This window comes from Saccharothrix hoggarensis, assembly GCF_042678885.1.
Classification (GTDB): domain Bacteria; phylum Actinomycetota; class Actinomycetes; order Mycobacteriales; family Pseudonocardiaceae; genus Actinosynnema; species Actinosynnema hoggarensis.
Window position 1 is genome coordinate 1 of record NZ_JBHTLK010000545.1, and the last position, 509, is coordinate 509.

Annotated in this window: 1 pseudogene; it reads left to right on the top strand. The window is 78.4% G+C overall.

The window, feature by feature from the left end:
- Positions 1-509 (top strand): annotated as a pseudogene (locus ACFQ3T_RS37040) (glycosyltransferase); the annotation flags it as partial.

A 509-nucleotide genomic window follows, 5' to 3' on the forward strand; every position in this document is an offset into this window, starting at 1 on the left:
CGGCGGCGGCCCGGCCGGGGCCCGCGCTGCGCGGCGTGGACCGGGCGCACGGCCTGCGCACGTTCCTCGTCAACTGCGGCACGGTGTCGTTCCTGCTCGGCCTGCCGCGGATCGCGGTGCTCGCGGTCGCGCGCGCCTCCGGCTTCCTCCTGCTGCGCCGGTTCTCCGACGCGCACGCCGAGCTGGGCGCCCTGCGGTACCTGCTGAGCGGCCGGGCGCGGTTGCTCGCCGGACGTGCCGCGCGACCCGTGCGCGGGGTCGTGCGCGGTCTGTTCACCAGTCGGATCACCCGGTTGCGCAACACGATCCGGGGCGCCTCCGCTCACCTGATCCGGCGACGCGTCGAGGCGGACCTGGCGCTGGGCCGGTTGCCCGAGGACGACGCCCGCCGGGCCGCGTGGTCCCTACCGTCCGAAGTGGAGCGTCGGGTGGTCGGTCCGGCGGCGCTGCCCGCCGGCGTGCTGTCCCGGCGCAGGCCGGTCCGCGCGACCGGTGGGCTGCGCCGGCCC